The 18,885-nt window shown below is 69.4% G+C and carries 13 protein-coding genes; 7 read left to right on the top strand and 6 right to left on the bottom strand.

Going from position 1 to position 18,885, the window contains the following annotated elements; all coding sequences use genetic code 11:
* Nucleotides 1-101 precede the first annotated feature (101 nt).
* The 4 genes from ACIOHC_RS06700 to ACIOHC_RS06685 all read left to right on the top strand — a co-directional run bounded on the left by ACIOHC_RS06700 (nucleotide 102) and on the right by ACIOHC_RS06685 (nucleotide 4,415).
* Nucleotides 102-953, top strand: coding sequence for a M24 family metallopeptidase (locus tag ACIOHC_RS06700; RefSeq protein WP_389635998.1), 852 nt, complete (start codon nucleotides 102-104; stop codon nucleotides 951-953).
* Nucleotides 950-2,731, top strand: coding sequence for an SDR family oxidoreductase (locus tag ACIOHC_RS06695; RefSeq protein WP_401841713.1), 1,782 nt, complete (start codon nucleotides 950-952; stop codon nucleotides 2,729-2,731). The genes ACIOHC_RS06700 and ACIOHC_RS06695 overlap by 4 nt, the downstream gene beginning before the upstream one ends.
* Entirely contained in the window at nucleotides 2,728-3,705 is a 978-nt protein-coding gene (locus ACIOHC_RS06690; RefSeq protein ID WP_365688619.1) for a MerR family transcriptional regulator, read from the top strand. Before ACIOHC_RS06695 ends, ACIOHC_RS06690 begins: the two co-directional genes overlap by 4 nt.
* A 167-nt stretch (nucleotides 3,706-3,872) precedes the next feature.
* Nucleotides 3,873-4,415, top strand: coding sequence for an RNA 2'-phosphotransferase (locus tag ACIOHC_RS06685; protein ID WP_365688621.1), 543 nt, complete (start codon nucleotides 3,873-3,875; stop codon nucleotides 4,413-4,415).
* Nucleotides 4,416-4,545: 130 nt separating this feature from the next.
* Here the strand turns inward: ACIOHC_RS06685 and ACIOHC_RS06680 are convergent, their stop codons facing one another.
* Nucleotides 4,546-5,754 carry a hypothetical protein gene (locus ACIOHC_RS06680; RefSeq protein WP_389636004.1) on the bottom strand — a complete coding sequence of 403 codons (1,209 nt, stop codon included), beginning with the start codon at nucleotides 5,752-5,754 and terminating at the stop codon, nucleotides 4,546-4,548.
* Nucleotides 5,755-5,929: 175 nt separating this feature from the next.
* Here ACIOHC_RS06680 and ACIOHC_RS06675 point away from each other — a divergent pair, with 175 nt between their 5' ends.
* A complete protein-coding gene (locus tag ACIOHC_RS06675) occupies nucleotides 5,930-6,829 on the top strand; it encodes an LLM class flavin-dependent oxidoreductase (RefSeq protein WP_351076262.1) in 900 nt (299 codons plus the stop codon).
* Nucleotides 6,830-7,065: 236 nt separating this feature from the next.
* Nucleotides 7,066-7,932: a Cof-type HAD-IIB family hydrolase gene (locus tag ACIOHC_RS06670; RefSeq protein WP_401841710.1), complete on the top strand. Its 867-nt coding sequence runs from the start codon at nucleotides 7,066-7,068 to the stop codon at nucleotides 7,930-7,932.
* 193 nt (nucleotides 7,933-8,125) lie between these two features.
* Here the strand turns inward: ACIOHC_RS06670 and ACIOHC_RS06665 are convergent, their stop codons facing one another.
* The 5 genes from ACIOHC_RS06665 to hisC all read right to left on the bottom strand — a co-directional run bounded on the left by ACIOHC_RS06665 (nucleotide 8,126) and on the right by hisC (nucleotide 17,388).
* Complete coding sequence (locus ACIOHC_RS06665) at nucleotides 8,126-9,835, bottom strand: GAF domain-containing protein (protein WP_351076267.1); 1,710 nt, start codon at nucleotides 9,833-9,835, stop codon at nucleotides 8,126-8,128.
* A gap of 57 nt (nucleotides 9,836-9,892) precedes the next feature.
* Nucleotides 9,893-13,411, bottom strand: a complete 3,519-nt coding sequence (gene cydD / locus ACIOHC_RS06660; RefSeq protein ID WP_401841707.1) for a thiol reductant ABC exporter subunit CydD — start codon at nucleotides 13,409-13,411, stop codon at nucleotides 9,893-9,895.
* 43 nt (nucleotides 13,412-13,454) lie between these two features.
* Nucleotides 13,455-14,456: a cytochrome d ubiquinol oxidase subunit II gene (gene cydB, locus ACIOHC_RS06655; protein WP_351076273.1), complete on the bottom strand. Its 1,002-nt coding sequence runs from the start codon at nucleotides 14,454-14,456 to the stop codon at nucleotides 13,455-13,457.
* A gap of 18 nt (nucleotides 14,457-14,474) precedes the next feature.
* Nucleotides 14,475-15,986, bottom strand: a complete 1,512-nt coding sequence (locus tag ACIOHC_RS06650) for a cytochrome ubiquinol oxidase subunit I (protein ID WP_401841705.1) — start codon at nucleotides 15,984-15,986, stop codon at nucleotides 14,475-14,477.
* Nucleotides 15,987-16,308: 322 nt separating this feature from the next.
* The gene (gene hisC / locus ACIOHC_RS06645) at nucleotides 16,309-17,388 is read right to left on the bottom strand and encodes a histidinol-phosphate transaminase (protein ID WP_401841702.1); all 1,080 of its coding nucleotides are present in this window, start codon (nucleotides 17,386-17,388) and stop codon (nucleotides 16,309-16,311) included.
* Nucleotides 17,389-17,759: 371 nt separating this feature from the next.
* On the opposite strand from hisC, the gene ACIOHC_RS06640 reads away from it, so the two are divergent.
* Nucleotides 17,760-18,872, top strand: coding sequence for a LacI family DNA-binding transcriptional regulator (locus tag ACIOHC_RS06640; protein ID WP_351076280.1), 1,113 nt, complete (start codon nucleotides 17,760-17,762; stop codon nucleotides 18,870-18,872).
* Nucleotides 18,873-18,885 lie beyond the last annotated feature (13 nt).

The following is an 18,885-nucleotide window of genomic DNA, read 5'->3' as shown; positions in this document are numbered from 1 at the left end:
CAGGTCTCCCCGCCCCTCTTGACGTGACCGCCGGACATTGTCACATTCATCAGTGTCACGTTACGGGCACGTACCGCACACGGCAGGGAACGGACGGTAGCATGACCTCGGCAGTGAAGGACGAACGGGCCCCGGAACTGCGGGGGTTCAGGAAAGTACAGCGCCTCGCCTACGACTGCGCCCAGGCGGTCTCCGGCCGGCTCGCCCCGGGGGTCACCGAGCGCGAGGCGGCCCGGATGCAGCGCGACTGGCTGCGCGAGCGCGGCGTGCGGGACTGGTTCCACCTCCCTTTCGCCTGGTTCGGTGACCGCACCGCCTTCGCCGGGTTCAAGGTGCCCCTGCAGTTCTTCCCGACCAACCGCGAGCTGGAGCCGGGGATGCCGTTCATCCTCGACATGGCACCGGTGTACAAGGGCTTCACGGCGGACATCGGCTACTCCGGCTGTCTCGGGCTCAATCCCCTGCACGACAGGCTCCTGGCCGACCTGGAGGTCCACCGCGAGCTCATTCTGCGCGAGGTACGGGAGCGGCGTTCACTGCGCGAGATCTACGAGGACGTCGAACGCCTGATGATCAGGCAGGGGTACGCCAACAGGCATCGCGCCTATCCCTTCGGGGTGATCGCCCACAAGATCGACCGTGTCACCGAGCGCCGGTGGTCCCCGCATGTGTTCGGCTTCGGCACCCAGTCGCTCAAGGGGCTGCTGAGCGACGCGCTGCACGGCCACCGGGACGGCTGGTCGCCGCTGTGGAGTCCGTACCGCTTCTCCGACCATCCCCCGCAGCCCGGACTGTGGGCGGTCGAACCGCACCTCGGATTCCGGGGTACCGGCGCCAAGTTCGAGGAGATCCTGGTGGTCACGGACTCCAAGGACCCCGAACAGAGCGCCTTCTGGCTGGACGACGATCTGCCGCATGTGCGGCACTGGGCCGAGGAGAGGGTGGCGGCATGAGTCCGCAGAATCTGCCGGGGGCGCGTGAGCGCCGGGTGCGTACGGGCGGGATCGAGCTGTGCGTCGTCGAGTTGGGGGACGCGTCACGGCCCACGGTCGTTCTCGTGCACGGCTACCCGGACAGCAAGGAGGTCTGGACGGACGTGGCGAGGCAGCTCGCCGACCAGTGGCACGTCGTGCTGTACGACGTCCGCGGCCACGGCCGGTCCACTGCTCCGAAACCACTGCGCGGCGGCTTCACCCTGGAGAAGCTCACCGATGACTTCCTGGCCGTCGCCGACGCGGTGAGCCCGGACCGTCCGGTGCATCTGGTCGGGCACGACTGGGGGTCGGTCCAGTCCTGGGAGTTCGTGACGGTCGAGCGGACCGAGGGCCGGATCGCCTCGTTCACCTCGATGTCCGGGCCCTGTCTGGATCACTTCGGGCACTGGATCAAGCAGCGGATGATCCGGCCCACCCCGCGCCGGATCGGCCAGCTGCTCGGCCAGAGTGCCAAGTCCTGGTACGTCTACATGCTGCATACGCCGGTCCTGCCCGAGCTCGCCTGGCGCGGCCCGCTCGGCAGGCAGTGGCCGCGGATTCTCGAACGGATGGAGAAGGTGCCCGCGGGCGACTATCCGACGTCCTCGCTGCCCAGCGACGCGGCACACGGCGCCTGGCTCTACCGGGACAATGTCCGGGCCCGGCTGCGTCGGCCGCGTACCGATGCCTATGCGCATGTTCCGGTCCAGCTCATCACACCGACCGGCGACATCTTCCTTTCGGAGAAGCTGTACGACCAACTGGAAATGTGGGCTCCGCAGTTGGTACGCCGCTCATTGCCGGGCAAGCACTGGGTGCCCCGCACCCGGCCGGACCAACTCGCTGCCTGGATCAGTGAGTTCGTCGCCGCCAACGAGGCGGCGCGGGCGGATGGCCGGCCGGTACAGGACACCGCGCCGTCGGGGGCGTACGCGGACCGGTTCGGCGGACAGCTGGTCCTGGTGACGGGCGCGGCCGGCGGCATCGGCCGGGCCACGGCCTTCGCCTTCGCCGAGGCGGGTGCCCGGGTGGTGGCCGTGGACCGCGACGCGGAGGGGGCGGCCAGGACGGCGGAGATGGCCCGGCTGATCGGCTCCCCGGCCGCCTGGGGCGAGGCGGTCGACGTCAGCGACGAACAGGCGATGGAGAAGCTCGCCGAGAAGGTCGCCGCCGAGTACGGCGTCGTCGACGTCCTGGTCAACAACGCCGGGATCGGGCTGTCCGGCTCCTTCCTGGAGACCACCAGCGAGGACTGGAGGAACGTCCTCGACGTCAATCTGTGGGGTGTCATCCACGGCTGTCGGATCTTCGGCCGGCAGATGGCCGAACGCGGCCAGGGCGGCCACATCGTCAACACGGCTTCCGCCGCCGCCTACCAGCCGTCCCGGGCGCTGCCCGCGTACAGCACGTCCAAGGCGGCCGTGCTGATGCTCAGCGAGTGCCTGCGGGCCGAGCTCGCCGACCGGTCGATCGGGGTCAGCGCCATCTGTCCCGGCATCGTCAACACGAACATCACCGCGACGGCACACTTCGCCGGTGCCGACGCGGCGGAGGAGAAGCGTCTGCGCAAACGGACCAGCCGCTTGTACGGGCTCCGCAACTATCCGCCGGAGAGGGTCGCCGACGCGATCCTCAAGGCGGTGGTGCGCGACCAGGCCGTCGTACCGGTGACGCCGGAGGCACGCGGGGCCCGGTTCCTGTACCGGGTCAGCCCCGGTGCGCTGCGCGCCATCGCCCGACTGAAGCCGCCGCTGTGAGCGGCCCCGGGCAGTCGTCGGCAAAGGAGCACCGGGCCGCCGCCGAGTACCGGATCGAGGACCTGGCGCATGCGAGCGGCACCACGGTCCGCACGATCCGCGCCTACCAGGACCGCGGTCTGCTGCCGACGCCGGAACGGCGCGGCCGGGCCAATGTGTACCGGGACACCCACCTTGCCCGGCTCCGGCAGATCGCCGATCTGCTGGACCGCGGTTACACCCTGGCCAGCATCAAGGAGCTTCTGGACGCCTGGGACGCGGGCCGCGGTCTGGGCGGCGTGCTGGGGCTTGTCGCGGAGGTGCACGGCCCCTGGACGGACGAGCAGGCCGACCGGATCACCCGGGCCGAGCTGAACACCAGGTTCGGCACAAGCCCCGACGACGACGCGATCGCCGAGGCGGTGGACCTCGGCGTACTCGAACCCGTGCCGGGGAGGGACGACGAGTACCTGGTTCCCAGCCCGCAAGAGCTCGCCGTGGCGGTCGAGTTGTACGCGGCCGGGGTTCCGCTCAGCGCAATCTCGGGGCATCTGAGGGAACTTCGCGGTCGGGTCGAGCAGATCGCCTCGCGTTTCCTGGAGTTCACCACCGAGCACGTTTTCGCGCGTTATCTCGGTCATCGCCCGCCCACCGACACGGACGCGGCGGAGGCGGCCGCCATGGTGCGCAGACTGCGTCCGCTCGCCCAGCAGACCGTGGACGCAGAACTGGCCCGCGCCATGCGCATGTTCGCCACCCGACATCTGCGACACCATCTCGACGCTGACACCCCGTTCGCCTTCCGGTCAACAGCACCGACGACCCGACAGATCGCTCTGCCCACGGGGACAATTGACGCCGTGCAGGAGTTGGTTGGTCCGGGCAACGTGCCCGCCTTCGTCACCGCCGCCACGGAACGCGAGGTCCAGGCAAGGATGTTGGACGCACTCGCCTCATCCACCCCTGAAAACAGGCATATTGATCAAGCTGGCTGATATCGAACCGACTTGTCCACAGAATCTTCAATTACCCTGTGGATAAGTCGAGTTGGCTGTGGATCAAACCTATGGACGAAAATTGCTTCAGCGAATAAAATTGCTGAAGTGAATCGGTAGGTGAAATCCGGATGCACACGAAAGACCGCTGCGGGCACTCTGACGGGATGGACGAAAGACGCACCGTCAAGGTGTCCAAGTACCTCTCCAAACATCTGCGGCACCAGCCGGAACGAATCGGGATCGCCCTCGACGCCAACGGCTGGGTGGCGATCGATGAACTGCTGCGCGCCATGGCCCGCAACAACTTCCCCATCAGCCGGACCGAGCTCGACCACGTGGTCGGCGTCAACGACAAGCGGCGTTTCGCCGTCGAGAACGGCCGTATCCGTGCCAGCCAGGGGCACACCGTCCCGGTGGACCTCGCCCTCCCGTCGGCCGAGCCGCCCGCATACCTCTACCACGGCACAGTGGGACACGCACTGGACGCGATCCGCAGCGAGGGCCTGCGTCCCATGAACCGAACGCATGTCCATCTCTCGCCCGACCGCGAGACGGCGACCAGGGTCGGTGCGCGGCGCGGCCGTCCCGTCGTCCTGTCCGTGGACGCGAGCGCGATGCACCACGCGGGCCACACCTTCTACGTCAGCGCCAACGGGGTCTGGCTCACCGCTGCCGTACCACCCGCGTTCCTGCGTCTGCGCGGCTGACCCCACGGCCGGTCCCGCCGAGGCCCCCGCGCCGCCACCCAGCGGATGCGCCTGGGCACTCCCGTCACCTCAGGCGAGCCTCGTTCGCCCATCGCAGCCTGACCAGCGGTTGGCCTCTCCACACAGACGCTCAGCGCCGTCCCGCACCGAGCAGCTCACTCAGGCGGTCGCCGATGACGGACACCCCGGGGCGCGGCTCGCTCTCGTAGTACCAGGGCTTGCGGCGGCGCAGCAGCGCATCACCGTGCTCGCTCCAGGTGAATCCGGGTTTCCGCAGGAGCTTCCGGAACACCACGTCGGCTGCATCCGGGTGGGCGTTGGCCAGTCGGCGGATCGGCAGTGGCGTGATCGACTCCTCGCGCAGGTACGTACGCAGCAGGTCCTGGTGCTCTCTGCGTCCTGCGAGGGCAGGGTCCTCGAAGAGGTCCCGCAGCATCCCGTAGTCCGCGTAGAAGTTGAGCCCGTCGACGTGATCGTAGATGACACCGATGGTGTCCGAGTCCGCCAGTTCCCACGGCAGTTCGAAGAGGGGCAGGCCCGGACCGGGGAGCCGCCTGCCCCGGGCACGGCCGGACTGTCCGTCGACAGTTGCGTCCTGGCGCCGGCGGTAGTAGGCGTTGAGTCGTTCCTCGGCTTCGGCAGGCGGAAGGACCAGTTCGTCGCTGCCGCAGAACTCGATGAATGCGGCTCGGTCCTCCCGCATCCGCTGCCATCCCTGCTCGATCTTCGCGGGGTTATGGAAGACCAGCTCGGGTCGGCTGGTGGCAAGGCCGAGGGCGGCTTGGGCGATCTCGACGGCACTGGACCTGGGGTAGTACGACATCGCCCCGGACACCAGCCACGCCCCGTCTGTCGAGTGCACGGGTACCAGGCAGGTATGGAGGAACCCTCCCTTGGACACTCCACGGAACGCGGTCCGCCCGACGTTCGAGTACGTGCGAAACTCCAGGTCATTGACCAGGTTGAGCAGGACGACACCATCCCTTTCCCTGCGCCGGATCTCGAAGACGCCCTCGACCGGGTCACGCCAGCCGAGCAGCATCTCCCGGTCGAAGGCGGTCAAGTCCTTCCGTGCGGCGACGAACCGGTCCACCACCGTCGAGCCGCCCGGCAGGCGGTGTCGCAGGATGAAGTGGTCGGTGATCCGGATCGCCTCGTCCTCGTCCAACTGCCGTTCAGGCCCCGCGGCCTCCAGCAGGAGGGGCGTCAACCAGCGGTCGAAGCGGGCGCTCTGCGCGAAGGCGACCAGTCGCTCCTTCAACGTGGCGCTGCGCTCGATGAGATCCGTCAGCGACGGTCCGTCGGCGCCCTGATTCGCGCCCTCTACGAGGTCAGCCATGTCCAGCCCCTCGCCTCGTCGATCATGGCTTCAAGTTCGGCTTCGCCCAGCATGCCCATGAGGCCACGGTAGCGGCCTCCATTGCGACGCCGACGCGGCTTCCTGGCTCTGGCTCCGGGTTCTGGCTCCGGCGGCACATCCATGGCAGCGGAAAGCCCCGCGTATCGTCTGAGGCATGCGTCTGAGCACTGTGATTCTTCCGATCCACCGCTGGAACGAGGGCCAGAAGTTCTGGCAGCGCGCCGAGGACATGGGGTTCCACGCCGCCTACACCTACGACCACCTGTCCTGGCGGACGTTCCGCGACGGACCCTGGTTCGGCGCGGTGCCGACTCTCACCGCCGCGGCCGCCGTCACCCAGCGGATGCGCCTGGGCACTCTCGTCACCTCCCCCAACTTCCGGCACCCCGTCACGCTGGCCAAGGACCTCATCACGCTGGACGACGTCTCCGGCGGACGGATCACCCTCGGTATCGGCGCGGGCGGCAACGGCTTCGATGCCACGACGTTGCGCCGGAGCGACGAGGAGGCGTGGACGCCGCGCGAGCGGGCAGACCACTTCGACGAGTTCGTGCCGCTGCTCGACCAGTTGCTCTGCGAGCCCTCGGTGACGTACGAGGGCCGGTTCTACGCGGCGAACGAGGCCCGGAACATCCCCGGCTGTGTCCAGCGTCCCCGGCTGCCGTTCGCGGTGGCCGCCACCGGGCCGCGCGGGATGAAGCTGGCCGCGCGGTACGGCCAGGCCTGGGTCACCACGGGGGACCCCAAGCTGTACGAGACGGGGACCCCGGAACAGTCCGTGGAGGCCATGCGGGGGCAGATCACCAAGCTGGGCGCGGCCTGCGAGTCCGTCGGCCGGGACGTCGACGGGGTGGACAAGATCCTGCTCACCGGTTTCACCCCGGACCGACCGCTGCAGTCCGTCGACGCCTTCGTGGATTTCGCGGGCACCCACTTCGCTCTGGGCTTCACGGAGATCGTCGTCCACTGGCCGATCCAGGACTCCGACTTCGCGGCGGACGAGAAGATCTTCGAGCGCATCGCCGCCGAGGGCCTGGCCCAGCTCGCCCCCTGACGGACCCGACGCGACCACCGACGTGTCCGGCCCGGACCTCCCCTGGCGGGCCCTGCACAACCGCGCACCGGGCCGTCGCCGTGGCCGATCGGCCCACCGTCACAGCCGATCGGCCCGGCACCACGGATCCAAAACCACTGGCATATGCACGAGGCATGTTCCCCGGTCGGGGGTGCACATCCTCATATGTGCGCCCCTCCGCACGCCCGTGCGGCTTCGTACGCGAGAATGAGCGTGTGACCTCAGCTACCGACTCGCCATCGCCTGCCGCTCCCCGGCTGATCGCCACCGACCTGGACGGCACCCTTCTGCGTGACGACAAGACCGTCTCGGCCCGTACGATCGCCGCGCTCGCCGCCGCCGAGGAGGCCGGTATCGAGGTCTTCTTCGTCACCGGACGCCCGGCCCGCTGGATGGATGTCGTCAGCGACCACGTCCACGGCCACGGCCTGGCGATCTGCGCGAACGGCGCCGCTGTCGCCGATCTGCACGCGGACGGCAAGCTGGTCAAGGTCCGACCGCTGCTGCGGGACATCGCCCTGGACGTCGTGCACACCCTGCGCGCCGCCGCACCCGGTACCTCCTTCGCTGTCGAACTGACCACGGGCATCCACTACGAACCGGCCTACCCGCCCTTCCACCTGGACCCCGGCGCCACCGTCGCCGTCGCCGAGAAACTGCTCAGCGAGGAGACGCCCGGCAGCGGCGCTCCCGTGCTGAAGCTCCTCGCCCACCACGACGAACTGTCCCCGGACGACTTCCTCTCCCTGGCCCGCGCAGCGGCCGGCGACCGCGCCTCCTTCACCCGGTCCAGCCCCACGGCCCTGCTGGAAGTCAGCGGCCCCGGAGTCTCCAAGGCCAGCACCCTGGCGCTCTGCTGCGCCGAGCGCGGCATCTCGCCCGCCGAGGTCGTCGCCTTCGGTGACATGCCCAACGACGTGGAGATGCTCAGCTGGGCGGGCACCTCGTACGCGATGGGCAACGCCCACCCGGCCGCACTCGCCGCCGCCTCGGGCCGGACCGCCACCAACGGCGACGACGGCGTCGCGGTCGTCATCGAACAGATCCTCGCCGAACGCCGGATGCGCGACACGGCAAGCTGAAAGGCCTGCGCCCGACGCCGGATGCCCGACACGGCAGCTGGGACCTGCGCCTGCCCGCGACGCGGCAGGCGGGGTCCGCCTCCGGCGCCGCCCAGCCGCCTTCACCCCGCACAACGTGCTCGGCCTCCTCGGCCGGATGACGCCGTGCGGCCGCGCCCCCGCGAAGCCGGACCCCGAGCACCCCGCCACCGGCTCAGATCGGCGCCTCCCACACCACCGTCGTGCCGCCCCCGTCCTCCCTGATGCCGGGCCCGAACCAGCTCGCACCCCCCAGCGACTCCGCCCGCCGTGCCAGGTTCCGCAGCCCACTGCGCCGGCCGCCCTCCGGGATGCCCATCCCGTCGTCGGCGACCGACAGCCGCACCGCGTCCCTCCCGTCGGGCAGCGCGACGGTCGCGTCGACGACCACGTCGATCGACGAGGCCTCGGCATGCCGGAAGGCATTGGACAGCGCCTCCCGCAGCGCGGCGATCAGGTTCTTCCCGGTCAGTTCACCCACCAGCGAGTCGACCGGGCCGAGGAAGCGGTGCGAGGGCTTGAAGCCCAGCGGGACCGCCGCCATATTGATCTCGCGCAGGACACGGGTGCGCAGCCCGGACGGTGCCTCCGCGGGTTCCTGCTGCAGCGCGAAGATCGCGGTACGGATCTCCTGGATGGTCACGTCCAGTTCGTCGACCGCCCGGCCGACACCGGTCTGCACCTCGGGCACGTCCGACCTGCGCTGGGCGCTCTCCAGCATCATTCCGGTGGCGAACAGCCGCTGGATGACCAAGTCGTGCAGATCGCGGGCGATCCGGTCACGGTCCTCGTAGACGGCGAGCCGTTCCCGGTCCCGCTGGGCCTCGGCCATCATCAGCGCCAGTGCGGCCTGCGAGGCGAACTGGGTGGCGAGGGTCCGTTCCGTCTCGGTGAACGGCCTGTCGCCCCGGGCGCGAGGGGTGGCGAGCGCGCCCAGCACCCGTCCACCGCTGTGCAGCGGCAGCAGCATGCTGGGGCCGAAATGGTGGGCCAGCTTGGTGACCATGCGGGAATCGGTGGCCGAGTCGTCCACGAAGACCGCGTCTCCGCCCAGCAGCTTCGCCACCACCGGGCTCTCCGGCCCGATGATCACCCCCAGCGGGGCGGATGCGTTGTCGTCCGCGGAGACCGCGACGATCTCCAGACCGCCTCCCTCCGCCGGCAGCAGCACGATCCCGGCGGCGGACGCGGCGAGATGACGGGCCTGTTCGGCGACGACGGAGAGCGCGTCATCGGCGTCGCCGCCGGAGAGAAGGGCGGTGGTCACGGCCACCGAACCGTCGATCCAGCGCTCGCGCTGACGTGCCGCCTCGTACAGCCGGGCGTTGCCGATGGCGATCCCGGCCTCCGTGGCGAGCACCCGCACCATGTGCAGGTCGTAGTCGTTGAACTCGCCTCCGTCGTCCTTCTCGGCCAGATAGAGATTTCCGAAGATCTCTCCCTGTACGCGGATCGGAACGCCGAGGAAGGTCCGCATCGGCGGGTGGCCGGGCGGGAATCCGGCGAACCTCGGATCGGCCGTGAGATCGGCGAGCCTCACCGGACCCGGATCGTGGATCAGCGCTCCGAGCAACCCCCGGTGTCCGTCGGGGCGGCGCCCGATCTCGCGCGCCACTGCGTCCGGCACTCCGTACGTGACGAAATCGGAGAGCCCCGCACCCTCCTCGTCGACGACGCCGATGGCGGCATAGCGGCAATGGGCGAGTTCGGCCGCGGTCTCGCAGATCCGGTCGAGGGTGGAGTGCAGTTCGAGGCCCGTACCGACGGAGCGCATGGCCTCCAGCAGCTGCGGCACCCGAGCGGTGAGTTCGGTGGACAGGCCCTGCAGGCTGCGGGTCGCCCGCGTCGCGGCTTCGAGTGAGTCCTTCGGGTCCTGCTCTGGCATACCCCGAGACTAGTTAGTCCCTATTGGTGAGGAAAGTTGGCTATTGTTCCGTCCGGCTCACGCCGGTACGCCCACGGCTGTCCCGGCCTCCCGTACGGTCTCCCGCTCACGCTCCAGCATCCGGCGCAACGGGCCCTCCCCGGCGGCAAGATCGGCGTACGGACCGCGCTGCACGATCCGGCCGGCATTCAGCACCACCACCTCGTCGACGGCTTCGAGTCCTTGCAGGCGGTGGGTGATCAGCACCGTCGTACGTCCCTGGGTGGCGGCCAGCAGGTCCGCCGTCAGGGCATCCGCCGTCGCCAGGTCGAGGTGCTCCGCGGGCTCGTCCAGAACCAGTACGGGGAAGTCGGCGAGGATCGCCCGGGCCAGCGCGAGGCGCTGTCGCTGGCCGCCGGAGAGGCGTGCTCCGTGTTCACCGACGAGGGTGTCGAGCCCGTCCGGCAGCGCCTCGGCCCAGTCGAGCAGCCGTGCCCGGTCGAGAGCGGCCCGCAGTTCCTCGTCCGTCGCATCGGTGCGGGCCAGCCGCAGGTTCTCCCGGATGGAACTGTCGAAGATGTGGGCGTCCTGGGCGCACAGCCCGACGAACCGCCGGACCGTATCCCCCTCCAGCGAGGCGGCCTCGACCCCGCCGATCCGGTACGTGCCCGCTCGCGCGTCCAGGAACCGGAGAAGGACCTGCGCGAGCGTCGTCTTCCCGGAGCCGGACGGGCCGACGACGGCGATCCGGCGGCCCGCGGTCAGCCTCAGGTCGACGGAGTCCAGGGCATCCCGCTCCGCGCCCGCGTACCGGGCCGACAGCCCCCGCACCTCCAGCGGGAAGGGCGATCCCGGTGCCGCTGCCGGGCTGTCCGGTTCGCTCACCGGCAGCGGGGTGTCCAGCACCTCGTACACCCGCTCCGCACTGCGCTTGACCCGCTGCCGGTACTGGACGGCGAGGGGCAGACCGGTCACGGCCTCGAAGGCGGCCAGCGGCGTGAGCACCACCACCGCGAGCTCCACGCCGGCGAGTCGCCCGTCGTGCACGGCCGGGAGGGCGACGAGTGCCGTGACGACGACGGTGAGGCCGCCGATCAGAGCGATGAGACCACCGCCGAGCGCGGTGGAGGTCGCCGCGCGGGCGGCGATACGGGTCAGGACTCCGTCGGCCTCCCGGGCACGCGCCCGGCGGTCGGACAGGGTCCCCGCAACGGTCAGTTCGGCGGTCCCGCCGAGCAGATCGGTGATCCGGACGGCCAGGTCGGCACGCGCGGGGGCCAGCCGACGTTCCGCGCGGCGGGAGCAGGCCCCGCTGACCAACGGCACTCCCACTCCGGCCAGCAGCAGTCCGGCGGCCAGCACCACGCCCGCCGCAGGCAGCAGCCAGCCGATGAATCCGGCGGTCGCCGCTCCCACCACGACGGCGGTCCCGGCGGGCAGCAACCAGCGCAACCAGTAGTCCTGGAGGGCGTCGACATCGGCGACGAGCCGGGAGAGCAGGTCACCGCGCCGGGTCCGGCGCAGACCCGCCGGGGCGACGCGCTCCAGGCCCCGGTAGACCGCGACGCGCAGCTCGGCGAGCATCGTGAGCACCGCGTCGTGCGACACCAGACGCTCGGCGTAGCGGAAGACGGCCCGTCCGAGACCGAAGGCACGGGTCGCGGTCACGGCGACCATCAGATAGAGCACCGGGGGCTGTTCGGAGGCGCGGGAGATCAGCCAGCCGGAGACGGCCATGAGCCCGACGGCCGAACCCAGGGCGAGGCTTCCCAGCAGCAGCGCGAGTGCCAGCCGTCCGCGCTGCGCCCCGGCGGCCTCCCTGACCCGGGCGAGGACCTGCCCGGAGCGGGCCGCGGTCTCCCGCAGCGCCTCGCGGTCCGACGGCGCGTCGCTTCCGTCGGCGGCTGCGCCCGTGGGCCGTGGCATCGCGACGGATGGCTCGGGCTTCTCCGGGCGACGGGTCACGCCCGGTTCCAGCGTCACCACCCGGTCGGCCACCGAGAGCAGCGCCGGGCGGTGCACGACCAGCAGCACGGTCCGCCCCGCCGCCAGTCTCCGTACCGCCTCGACGATTCCCGCTTCCGTCTCGCCGTCCAGGCTCGCGGTCGGCTCGTCGAGCAGCAGCAGCGGCCGGTCGGCGAGGAAGGCCCGCGCGAGCGCGAGCCGCTGACGCTGACCGGCGGAGAGACCCGCACCGTCCTCACCGAGGAGTGTCCGGGCACCGTCCGGCAGTTCCGCGACGAAGTCGTACGCGCCCGCGTCGCGCAGCGCCTCGGTCACCGCGTCGTCGTCCGCGTCCGGCCGCGCCAGCCGTACGTTCTCCGCGATCGTGCCCGCGAAGAGATAGGGACGCTGCGGCACCCAGGCGATCCGCTCCCGCCAGCGCTCGGGCGCCAGCGTCGCCAGATCGATGCCACCGACCCGCGCCCGCCCCTCGTCGGGCGCCGTGAATCCCAGAACCACATCGAGCAGGGTGGACTTCCCGACGCCGCTCGGGCCGACCAGGGCGACGGTCTCCCCCTCGTCCACCACCAATGAGGCCCCGTCCAGAGAAGGTTCGGTACGGCCCTCGTGCCGTACGGTCACCCCCTCCAGCTCCAGCCGCAGCGACGTCGGGATGCCCGCGGTGCCGCCGGGCCGGGGTTCGGTCTCCAGGACCGAGAAGATCTCCTCCGCGGCCGAGAGACCCTCGGCGGCCGCGTGGTACTGCGCTCCGACCTGCCGGATCGGCAGATAGGCGTCGGGTGCCAGGATCAGCACCACCAGGCCCGTGTAGAGGTCGAGTTCACCGTGCACGAGCCGCATACCGATGGTGACGGCGACGAGAGCCACCGACAGGGTCGCCAACAGCTCCAGGGCGAAGGACGACAGGAACGCGATCCGCAGGGTCCGCAGGGTGGCCCGGCGGTACTGAGAGGTAATGGCGCGGATGGATTCGGCCTGCGCCTTGGCACGGCCGAATACCTTCAGTGTCGGCAGTCCTGCGACCACGTCGAGGAAGTGTCCGGAGAGCCGGGACAGCAGCCGCCACTGGCGGTCCATCCGTGACTGGGTGGCCCAGCCGATAAGGATCATGAAGAGCGGGATGAGCGGCAGCGTGACCACGATGATCGCCGCCGAGACCCAGTCCTCGGTGACGATCCTGGCCAGGACCGCCACCGGCACGACCACCGCGAGACCGAGCTGGGGCAGATAGCGCGCGAAATAGTCGTCGAGCGCGTCGACCCCCCTGGTGGCGAGCGCCACCAGGGAGCCCGTGCGCTGCCCGCTCAGCCAGCCGGGGCCGAGCGCGGCCGCCCGCTCCAGCAGCCGACCGCGGAGTTCGGACTTGATCGCCGCGCCGGCCCGGTACGCGGCCAGTTCGGTCAGCCACGAGACCAGCCCCCGGCCGAGTGCCACCGCGGCGAGCAGAATCAACGGGGTCCGTAGCCCCGAGACGGTCAGTCCGTCCTCGAACCCGCCCACCACCACTTCGGCGACGAGCATGGCCTGGGCGATGACCAGCGCCGCACCGACAACTCCGAGTGCCACCAGGGCTGCCAGAAAGAGGCGGGTCGCTCGGGCGTGGCGGAGCAGGCGCGGGTCGATCGGTTTCACGTGAAACAGCTCCCAGTGGGCTCGGTCGGCGGACCAGTTGTGCTCAGTGCGCTTCGGCGATGTGCTGCGTACCGATGCGCTTGCGGAACACCCAGTACGTCCAGCCCTGGTAGAGCAGGACGACCGGGGTGGCGATCCCCGCACACCAGGTCATGATCTTCAGCGTGTACGGGGTGGACGAGGCGTTGGTGACCGTGAGGTTCCAGGCGTCGTTCAGCGAGGACGGCATGACGTTCGGGAAGAGCGTCAGGAAGAGCATGGCCACGGCGGCCGCGACGGTCACGCCGGAGAACGCGAACGCCCAACCCTCGCGTCCCGCAGCGATCGCACCGATCGCGGCGACCAGTGCCACCGCGGCGATGCCCATCGCCAGCAGGCTCCAGCCGTCGCCGTTGTCGCGCTGGGTCCAGATCATGAAGCCGAGGGCGAGCACCGCGGTGACGGGCCCCAGCTTCAGCGCCAGCTTGCGCGACCGCTCCCGGATGTCCCCGACCGTCTTGAGTCCCGCGAACACGGCACCGTGGAAGGTGAAGAGGGTGAGCGTGACCAGTCCGCCGAGGATGGCGTACGGGTTGAGCAGGTCCCAGAAGTTGCCCACGTACTCCATGTCGGCGTTGATCTTCACGCCGCGCACGATGTTCCCGAAGGCCACGCCCCAGAGGAGCGCCGGGATCAGCGAGGTCCAGAAGATCGCGTGTTCCCAGTTGGTCTGCCACTTGTCCTCGGGCCGCTTCGCCCGGTACTCGAAGGCGACGCCCCGCACGATCAGACAGACCAGGATGATCAGCAGCGGCAGGTAGAAGCCGGAGAACAGGGTGGCGTACCACTCGGGGAAGGCGGCGAAGGTCGCACCGCCCGCGCTGAGCAGCCACACTTCGTTGCCGTCCCAGACGGGGCCGATCGTATTGATCAGAACCCGCCGCTCCTTGCGGTCGCGGGCCAGCAGCTTGGTGAGGACACCGATTCCGAAGTCGAATCCCTCCAGGAAGAAGTAGCCGGTCCAGAGGACGGCGATGAGTACGAACCAGACGTCGTGGAGTTCCATCTCTCAGCTCCTCTGCTCTCAGTAGGAGAAGGCCATCGGCCGGTCGGCGTCGTCATGGTCGTCGCCGCCGATCTTGGTGGGCGGGTTGAGGTCGGCCTCCGTGAGTTCCGGCGGTCCGGCCTTGATGTACTTCACGAGCAGCTTGACCTCGATCACCGCGAGCGCGGCGTAGAGCAGGGTGAAGCCGATCATCGAGGTGAGCACCTCGCCCTGCGAGACGCCGGGGGAGACCGCGTCGCGGGTCTGGAACACTCCATAGACGACCCAGGGCTGACGGCCCATCTCGGTGAAGATCCAGCCCCAGGAGTTGGCGATCAGCGGGAAGAGCAGCGTCCAGAGCGCGACGATCCAGTAGCACTTGGCGAGCTTGGGGCTGAGAGCCTTGTTCTTGAAGAGGACCAGGTGGGGCACTTCGTCCTCGCCGGTCCGCATCCCCGGCGGCAGCATGAACTTCTTCCGCGTCAGCCACAGTCCGAGGAGGCCGAGGGCGAAGGACGCCATCCCGAAGCCGATCATCCAGCGGAAGCTCCAGAAAGCGACCGGGATGTTGGGCCGGTAGTCGCCGGGACCGAACTTCTCCTGCTCGGCCTTGTTGATGTCGTTGATGCCGGGGACGTGCGAGGTGAAGCTGTCGTCCGCGAGGAAGGACAGTATCCCCGGGATGGAGATCTCCACGGTGTTGTGGCCCTTGGCCACGTCGCCGACCGCGAAGATCGAGAAGGGCGCCGCGTCCTGACCCTCCCAGAGCGCCTCGGCAGCGGCCATCTTCATCGGCTGCTGCTTGAACATGACCTTGCCCAGTTGGTCACCGCTGATGGCGGTGAGGAGCCCGGCGATCACCACGGTGACCAGGCCGAGCCGCAGCGAGGTCCGCATCACCGGGATGTGCTTCTTGCGCGCCAGGTGGAAGGCGGCGATACCGACCATGAACGCACCTCCGACCAGGAAGGCGGCGGTGATGGTGTGGAAGAACTGGGCGAGCGCGGTGCTCTGGGTGAGCACATGCCAGAAGTCGGTCAGCTCGGCCCGGCCGCGTTCCTTGTTGATCCGGTAACCCACCGGGTGCTGCATCCAGGAGTTGGCCGCCAGGATGAAGTACGCGGACAGGATGGTGCCGATGGAGACCATCCAGATGCAGGCGAGATGGATCTTCTTCGGGAGCTTGTCCCAGCCGAAGATCCACAGCCCGATGAAGGTGGACTCGAAGAAGAAGGCGATCAGCGCCTCGAACGCGAGCGGGGCACCGAAGATGTCACCGACGAACCGCGAGTAGTCGGACCAGTTCATGCCGAACTGGAACTCCTGGACGATGCCGGTGACGACGCCCATGGCGATGTTGATCAGGAAAAGCTTGCCCCAGAACTTCGTCGCTCTGAGGTACTTCTCCTTGTTCGTACGCACCCAGGCGGTCTGCAGGCCGGCGGTGAGCGCGGCGAGAGAGATCGTCAGGGGGACGAACAGGAAGTGGTAGACGGTGGTGATACCGAACTGCCATCGCGCCAGGGTTTCCGGCGCCAGAGCTAGCTCCACGTCGTCTTCTCCTTACGTCGCCGTAGTCGCACCGGCAATTTGCCCTTTAAATCCGACTAATCACGGGATGAAACAGGACAGGCTTGTGAACGCGTTCACATTCACAAGCAATTATGGCGCACGGACTTTCGGGACGTTCGGGCGGGGTACCCCTCTTGGGATGTTCCGATCAATCCCCCCGAAGCAGACACTCCGAAGCAGACACCCCCGGACCGCCGCGGTCCGGACTCCGCCCGCGGCCTCGAACACGAAGGCCCCGCACCTCGGCGAACGAGGTACGGGGCCCGGGGCCTCGCATGCGCGCGGGTGGCCGCGCGCCGCTCTACAGGTCCTTGCGGTACGACTCCGTCACCTTCAGGAACAGATCGTTCGCCTCGTCCTCCCCGATCGAGACCCGCACGCCCTCGCCCGCGAACGGCCTGACCACCACACCGGCCCGCTCGCACACCGCGGCGAAGTCGGCGGTACGGTCCCCGAGCCGCAGCCAGACGAAGTTCGCCTGGGACTCCGGCACCGTCCAGCCCTGCTCCGCCAGCGTCCGCTGCACCCGGTCGCGCTCGCACACCAGAGAGCCGACCCGCCCCAGGAGTTCGTCCTCGGCGCGCAGCGAGGCCACCGCCGCGTCCTGCGCGAGCTGGCTGACCCCGAAGGGCACCGCCGTCTTGCGCAGGGCCGCCGCCACCGGCTCATGGGCGACGGCGAAGCCGACCCGCAGACCTGCCAGGCCGTAGGCCTTGGAGAACGTCCGCAGCACCGCCACATTGGGCCGGTCCCGGTAGATCTCGATGCCGTCCGGCACCTCGACGTCGCGGATGAACTCCTTGTACGCCTCGTCGAGCACCACCAGGACATCGCTCGGCACCCGGTCCAGGAACCGCTCCAGCTCGGCACGGCGCACCACCGTGCCGGTCGGGTTGTTCGGATTGCAGACGAAGATCATCCGGGTGCGGTCCGTGATCGCGTCCGCCATCGCGTCGAGGTCGTGCACCTCACCGTCGGTCAGCGGAACCTTCACCGAGGTCGCACCGCTGACCTGCGTGATGATCGGATACGCCTCGAAGGAGCGCCAGGCGTAGATGACCTCGTCGCCCAGCCCCGAAGTGGCCTGGAGCAGCTGCTGCGCCACACCGACCGAGCCGGTTCCGGTGGCGAGATGGGAGACGGGCACACCGAAACGGTCGGCCAGCTCGTTCATCAGACCGGTGCAGGCCATGTCCGGGTAGCGGTTGAAGTTCGCAGCCGCGGCGAGGGCGGACTGCATCACACCGGGCAGCGGCGGATACGGGTTCTCGTTGGAGGACAGCTTGAACGCAACCGGTCCGTCGGCAGCAGCCGGCTTGCCCGGCACATAGGCGGGGACGCCGTCCAGCTCGGCGCGCAGCTTGGGGCTCGTCTCGCTCACCGCAGGTCCTCCTCGACCGTCTGTACACATCAATACTGCTCACCTTATGAGGATTGGGCGCTGCTGCGAATGGTCGAAGCGTCCAATCGTCCGGTGCGACCGGGAATCGGGGGGAGCGCTTCTCTCCTTGACGTGCGCCGGTGGCTCACGCCGTGGCGCGCGTCCCCCGAAGAGGTGAGATGAGACCTCTTCGAGACATCAGCCGTTTAGTAGGCCCAGCGGGTTCGATGCATGACACATAACGGTGGATCCAGCCAACACTCTTGGTTTGCAAGGCATTTGACGTCTAATGATCATGCAAAAACGTGCCTGCCGGTGAGTGAATATGCAGCCGGGTCAACCGCCCGTCCGAGCCCTACTATCGGCTCGCCATGACAGCAGCAGGGAAGCACCAGGTGAGCCGGACGGAGACACCCCGGCGCGGCGGTCGGCAGGGACGAGCGGGAATCCGGGATGTGGCCGCCGCCGCCGGCGTCTCCATCACGACCGTCTCCGACGCGCTCAACGGCAAGGGCAGGCTCCCGGACGCCACCCGCCGCCATGTCCGTGAGGTCGCTGAGCGCCTGGGCTACCGCCCTTCCGCCGCGGCCCGAACCCTCCGTACCGGCAAGTCCGGCCTCATCGGCCTGACCGTGACGACGTACGGGGACGAACCCTTCACCTTCACGGAGTTCGCCTACTTCGCCGAGATGGCCAGAGCCGCCACCTCCGCCGCGCTCGCCCGCGGCTATGCCCTCGTCATCCTGCCCGCCACCTCACGCCACGACGTCTGGTCGAACGTCGCTCTCGACGGCACCGTCGTGATCGACCCCTCCGACCAGGACCCGGTCGTCACGGAGCTCGTACGCCAGGGTCTGCCCGTCGTCTCGGACGGCCGGCCGGCCGGAACGCTCCCGGTCACCGCATGGGTCGACAACGACCACCGGGCCGCCGTGCTCGACCTCCTCGACCATCTCGCCGCCGCCGGGGCCCGCCGCATCGGCCTGCTCACCGGCACCACCACCGACACGTACACCCGGCTCTCCACCACCGCCTACCTCCACTGGTGCGAGCGCGTGGGCCAGGATCCGGTGTACGAGTCCTATCCCGCCCACGACCCGTGCGCGGGTGCGGTCGCCGCCGACCGGCTGCTGGCCCGCCCCGACCGCCCCGACGCCGTCTACGGGCTCTTCGACCCCAACGGCACCGATCTCCTGGCGGCCGCCCGCAGATACGGCCTGCGCGTCCCCGAGGACCTCCTGCTGGTCTGCTGCAGCGAGTCCACGGTGTACGCGACGACCGAGCCCCCCATCACGACCCTGTCGCTCAAGCCGCGCAGAATCGGCACGGCGGTCGTCCAACTGCTGATCGACGCCATCGAAGGCGTCGATCACGACGGACCGGTGGAGCAGGTGATACCGACGGAGCTCATCGTCCGGACGTCCTCGCAACGCCGTCCACCCCGCACCACGGTCAGCGCGCCCCGCTCCCCCGCAGGGGATTGATCAGGCGATTTCG

The organism is Streptomyces sp. NPDC088252, from assembly GCF_044740965.1.
Classification (GTDB): Bacteria; Actinomycetota; Actinomycetes; order Streptomycetales; family Streptomycetaceae; genus Streptomyces.
The sequence above is the reverse complement of the archived record's forward strand: the minus strand, read 5'-3'. Positions and strand labels throughout refer to the sequence as shown.

Coding starts and splice junctions, on each gene's coding strand:
- ACIOHC_RS06685 (WP_365688621.1), top strand. CDS start 3,873: ATGGACGAAAGACGCACCGTCAAGGTGTCCAAGTACCTCTCCAAACAT.
- ACIOHC_RS06700 (WP_389635998.1), top strand. CDS start 102: ATGACCTCGGCAGTGAAGGACGAACGGGCCCCGGAACTGCGGGGGTTC.
- ACIOHC_RS06695 (WP_401841713.1), top strand. CDS start 950: ATGAGTCCGCAGAATCTGCCGGGGGCGCGTGAGCGCCGGGTGCGTACG.
- ACIOHC_RS06640 (WP_351076280.1), top strand. CDS start 17,760: ATGACAGCAGCAGGGAAGCACCAGGTGAGCCGGACGGAGACACCCCGG.
- ACIOHC_RS06680 (WP_389636004.1), bottom strand. CDS start 5,754: ATGGCTGACCTCGTAGAGGGCGCGAATCAGGGCGCCGACGGACCGTCG.
- ACIOHC_RS06665 (WP_351076267.1), bottom strand. CDS start 9,835: ATGCCAGAGCAGGACCCGAAGGACTCACTCGAAGCCGCGACGCGGGCG.
- ACIOHC_RS06675 (WP_351076262.1), top strand. CDS start 5,930: ATGCGTCTGAGCACTGTGATTCTTCCGATCCACCGCTGGAACGAGGGC.
- cydB (WP_351076273.1), bottom strand. CDS start 14,456: ATGGAACTCCACGACGTCTGGTTCGTACTCATCGCCGTCCTCTGGACC.